Below are 4,532 nucleotides of genomic sequence, written 5' to 3'. Positions count from 1 at the left end.
CGGCCGCTGGCTGCGGCGCCGGTGCATCGAATTCGGGCTCGACGCGGACACGGGGTGCTGCCGGCGCATCGTCGAAATCCGGCTCGACACGCGCATCCTCGCTCCGCACGTCCATATCGAAATCGTCGAACGGCATGTCCCCGTCCTCATCCATGTCGGCGGCGCGCACCCGCTGGCTTTCGCGGGGGGCGGCACGCACGAGGTTGCGACGGAAGAACGCGCAGAAGGACAGCCACCAGTGCGCCATATAGCCAAGGATGACCGAGCCCCCGCTTTCTTCCTCATCGTCCAGCGTGTCGAAGGCCGCTTCGTCTTCCATATCGTCTGCGAAGTCGTCTGCACCCGGACGCGAGATCAGACCCGCGCCATAGGCAAGCAGCCAGCCGGCAGGCGCCGCAAGAATGGCAGCGATGACGAAGCCGGCGAAGCCACGCGGATAAGCACCGATGAACTTGGCCGGGAGGGAAAGAATCATGTCGCCCAGAACACCACCAAGGCCGGTAGGGAGGGGCCAGGTGGGCGGCGGCGCGAAAGCGCCGACGATGCCCGCGGCAAGGACAGCACCGAGGAACCAGGAACCGGCACGCCTCACACCGCGGTCGATCTGCCGGCCAAGCAGAAGAAGAGCGCCCCAGCAAACCGCCGGCACGAGCCCGACCAGTGCCGCAAGACCATAAAACTGCATGGCGAGATCGGAAAACACCGCGCCGGGATAACCCATCGCATTGGTGACGGGATTGGCCGTCGCATGGCTGAAGCTGGGATCCGCCACGTTCCAGGTGGCGAGCGCCGCCACCGCAAACGCCACGAAGGCCAGAAGCGCAAGGCCACCCGCACGTGCTGCCTGCCGGCGCAGGAAAGCCTGCAGGCCATAGCTGTTTTCATCCATCGCCAGGAATGCCGAAGACCCGGAACTCATGCGCACAATTCTCCGCTCGCGCGTTGCTTTCGACGCGAAACGCGCCGTGATGACTCGCCTTCGACCCTAGCGAGCGGATGGTTAAGACGGCATTAACCATGGAGGATCGGGGCACAATTTCTCGAACCATGAAAAAAGGGCCCGGCGAACCGGGCCCCTCAGGAAGGCAACCGGCCCGAAAGCCGGTTGTCAGGCAAGTGTATCTGCGATCAGCGCCCATGCATGGGCATGAACTCCGGATAGGCTTCGACGCCCACCTCGGCCACATCGAGACCGTTCATTTCGTCTTCTGCGCTCACCCGCAATCCCATGGTCGACTTGAGGATCATCCAGACCACGAAGGACACGGCGAAAGTGAAGACGCCATAAGCGACGATGCCGACAATCTGCACGCTGAAGCTCGCATCGCTGTTGGTGAGCGGCACGGCAAGCGTCCCCCAGATACCGGCGATGAGATGCACGGGGATCGCGCCCACCACATCGTCGATCTTGAGCTTGTCGAGCAGCGGCACGGTGAGCACCACAATGACACCGCCGACAGCACCGATGACGATGGCCATGAACGGGCTCGGCGTGAGCGGCTCCGCGGTGATGGACACGAGACCGGCCAGAGCGCCGTTCAAGACGAAGGTGATATCGACCTTCTTGTAGAGGATCTGCGTGAGGATCAGCGCAGCAACGACACCTGCAGCGGCAGCCAGGTTGGTGTTGGCAAAGATGCGGCTGATGTCGGATGCATCGGCATTGGAGCCCATGGCAAGCTGTGAGGCACCGTTGAAGCCGAACCAGCCGAGCCAGAGAATGAAAGTGCCAAGCGTGGCGAGCGCCATGTTGGAGCCCGGGATCGGCGTCACCTTGCCGTCTGAAGCAAACTTCCCGCTGCGTGCGCCAAGAAGGAGCGCTCCGGCGAGAGCCGCCCAGCCGCCCACGGAGTGAACCAGCGTGGAGCCGGCGAAATCCTGGAAGCCCATGGCGTCGAGCCAGCCTGCACCCCACTTCCACGAACCGGCGATCGGATAGATGAAGCCGGTGAGCACGACAACGAAGATGAGAAACGGCCACAGTTTGATTCGCTCGGCCAGCGTGCCCGAAACGATGGAGGCGGCGGTGGCGACGAAGACCATCTGGAAGAACCAGTCGGAAGCGACGGAATAATCGCCCTCATTGGCCGTGCCTGCAGCCGGCCAGCTATAGGGCGCAAAGGTGCCGATATAGCTCGACACATCCACATACATCAGGCTGTAACCCACCACCCAGTACATGATGCCGGCGATGGAATAGAGCGCGATGTTCTTCAAAAGCTGCATGGAGACATTCTTGGTGCGCACCATGCCTGCTTCGAGCATGGCAAAGCCGGCCGCCATCCACATGACCAGAAAGCCGCCCATGAGAAAGAGCAGCGTGTTGAAAATGAATGCCGTCTCGGAAGCCGAGGCGAATTCGGGCGCGGCCTCGGCAGCTTCCTGTGCCAGAGCCGGAAAGGACATGGTCGCCAGCGCGAGCCCGCCCAGCGCCAGCGGACCTGCGGCGCTTTTCAGTGTTCGATACATCATCTGATTCTCCATCGGAATGTGCTGCCGCTTAAAGGGCTTCGACGCCGGACTCGCCGGTGCGGATTCGCACCGCCCTGTCGAGTGCGTGGACAAAGACCTTGCCGTCGCCGATCTGTCCGGTGCGGGCGGCCTCGACGATGGCCTCGACCACCTGGTCGACCATGTCGGAATCGACCGCCACCTCGATCTTGACCTTGGGCAGGAAGGTCACGGCATATTCGGCGCCGCGATAGATTTCCGTGTGTCCTTTCTGTCGTCCGTAGCCCTTCACCTCCGTGACGGTGAGGCCTTGTATGCCGAGGCCGGTAAGCGCTTCGCGCACAGCCTCCAGCTTGAAGGGCTTGACGATTGCCATCACTATTTTCATGGCAGTTCACCTTTGCTGTTGCGGGATCCCGCGGGTTGCCTGCATCGCGCGAACCGCCATGCGGACCGCGACAGCAAAGGAGAATCAAATGCCGTGCCAGTTTGGCTATTCGGCATTCAACCTATTGTAAAATATAGGAAAGTCCTCAGGAGGCCTGATCGCAAGGCAGCCTTGAGCGCACATGAATGACTAATAAATAGGCATAAATATACTTTTGCTTATTTTGTACGCAGTCGAACCAGCCCCTCTTGGGCAACCGACGCGACGAGCGTGCCATCAAGCGCGTAGAGGCTTCCGCGGGAGAAGCCGCGCGCACCCTGTGCCGAGGGGCTATCCTGCGTGTAGAGCAGCCAGTCATCGAGCCGGTGCGGACGATGGAACCACATGGCGTGGTCGAGACTTGCCATCTGGATATCCGGATCGAACCCGTTGCGACCATGGGCGAAGGTGGAAGTATCGAGCAGTGTCATGTCGGAAAGATAGGCGAGCACAGCCGCCTGCAAAGCGCGATCGTCCGGCACCGGTCCTGTGGTGCGGATCCAGACGTCCTGGCGCGGCGGCAGCTTGTCGCGGCTTGTATAGTGCTCGATGATGACGGGGCGGACCTCGATAGGGCGCTCGCGCGCCCAGTAGCGACGGATGTTTTCCGGCACACGCTCGCCGAACTCGGCGAGAAACTCGCGCTGGGTACGCAGGTTTTCCGGAGGCGTGACACCTTCAGGCATGGGAAGCTGATGGTCGAGACCTGGCTCCTCCTTCTGGAAGGAGGCCGAGAGCGAAAAGATGGCGTGGCCATGCTGGATGGCGACAACGCGGCGTGTGGTGAAGCTGCCGCCATCGCGGATGCGGTCCACCTCGTAGATGATCGGCACGGCGGGATCGCCAGGCCGCATGAAGTAGCAGTGGAGCGAGTGGACATGACGGGCAGCATCGACGGTGCGCTGGGCGGCGACGAGCGCCTGACCAATCACCTGCCCGCCGAAAACGCGCTGCCAGGCCGATTGTGGGCTGCGACCACGAAACAGATTGTGTTCGAGCGGCTCAAGATCGAGTATGGCAAGCAGGTCCTGCATGGCCGACGACATGAATGGTTCCCTCCGGCAGCGAAAGATATGGCTGACGGTTTCCAAGACGAAGGCGGGCGACAAGTCAAGACAAGGACACGCAGGAACAGTGATGGCGAATGAGGTGCCGCTATGGCCGGAAACACGAAACAGACATCCCCGCGCGAACTGGACATCCTGATCGCCGGCGCCGGCTATGTCGGCCTAGCGACCGCCGTTTCCATCGCCCGCGCGCATCCGGGCCTGAAAGTGGCGCTGGTGGATGCCGCGCCGGAAGGCGTTTGGCAACGCGACGGACGCGCCTCGGCGATTGCCGCGGCGGCCTGCCGGATGCTCATGCGCCTCGACTGCTGGACGGAGATCGAGCCGGAGGCACAGCCCATAACCGAGATGGAGATCACCGATTCGCGCACCGCCGATGTGGTGCGGCCGGTTTTCCTCACCTTCGGTGGCGAGACCGGCGAAGGCGAGCCTTTCGCCCACATGGTGCCGAACCGGGTGATGAACGGCGCGCTGCGCGCCCGCGCCGCCGAAAGCGGCATCGAGATCATCGAGGGCGTGGCGGTGGACGGTTTTGCCGACATGGGCGGCCATGTGACGGTGAGCCTGGCCGACGGGACCACATGCCG

General features: G+C 62.6%; 5 protein-coding genes. 1 reads left to right on the top strand and 4 read right to left on the bottom strand.

Annotation, left to right across the window (positions count from 1 at the left end):
* From JCM21793_RS22555 to tesB, 4 genes are all read right to left on the bottom strand, one after another.
* On the bottom strand, positions 1–919 hold a 919-nt coding region (locus JCM21793_RS22555; protein ID WP_244439980.1), incomplete at its 3' end, for a DNA translocase FtsK 4TM domain-containing protein.
* Positions 920–1,128: 209 nt separating this feature from the next.
* A complete protein-coding gene (amt, locus tag JCM21793_RS22550; RefSeq protein WP_025031802.1) occupies positions 1,129–2,472 on the bottom strand; it encodes an ammonium transporter AmtB in 1,344 nt (447 codons plus the stop codon).
* 28 nt (positions 2,473–2,500) lie between these two features.
* On the bottom strand, positions 2,501–2,839 hold the full coding sequence (locus tag JCM21793_RS22545) for a P-II family nitrogen regulator (protein WP_007008333.1): 339 nt from the start codon (positions 2,837–2,839) through the stop codon (positions 2,501–2,503).
* Positions 2,840–3,057: 218 nt separating this feature from the next.
* A complete protein-coding gene (gene tesB / locus JCM21793_RS22540) occupies positions 3,058–3,924 on the bottom strand; it encodes an acyl-CoA thioesterase II (protein ID WP_025031801.1) in 867 nt (288 codons plus the stop codon).
* 111 nt (positions 3,925–4,035) lie between these two features.
* On the opposite strand from tesB, the gene JCM21793_RS22535 reads away from it, so the two are divergent.
* A partial coding sequence (locus tag JCM21793_RS22535) for an FAD-dependent oxidoreductase (RefSeq protein WP_025031800.1) occupies positions 4,036–4,532 on the top strand: 497 nt, incomplete at its 3' end.

Source organism: Nitratireductor aquibiodomus NL21 = JCM 21793 (assembly GCF_000615975.1).
Classification (GTDB): Bacteria; Pseudomonadota; Alphaproteobacteria; order Rhizobiales; family Rhizobiaceae; genus Nitratireductor; species Nitratireductor aquibiodomus.
This window is presented reverse-complemented; position numbering and strand designations above follow the sequence as displayed.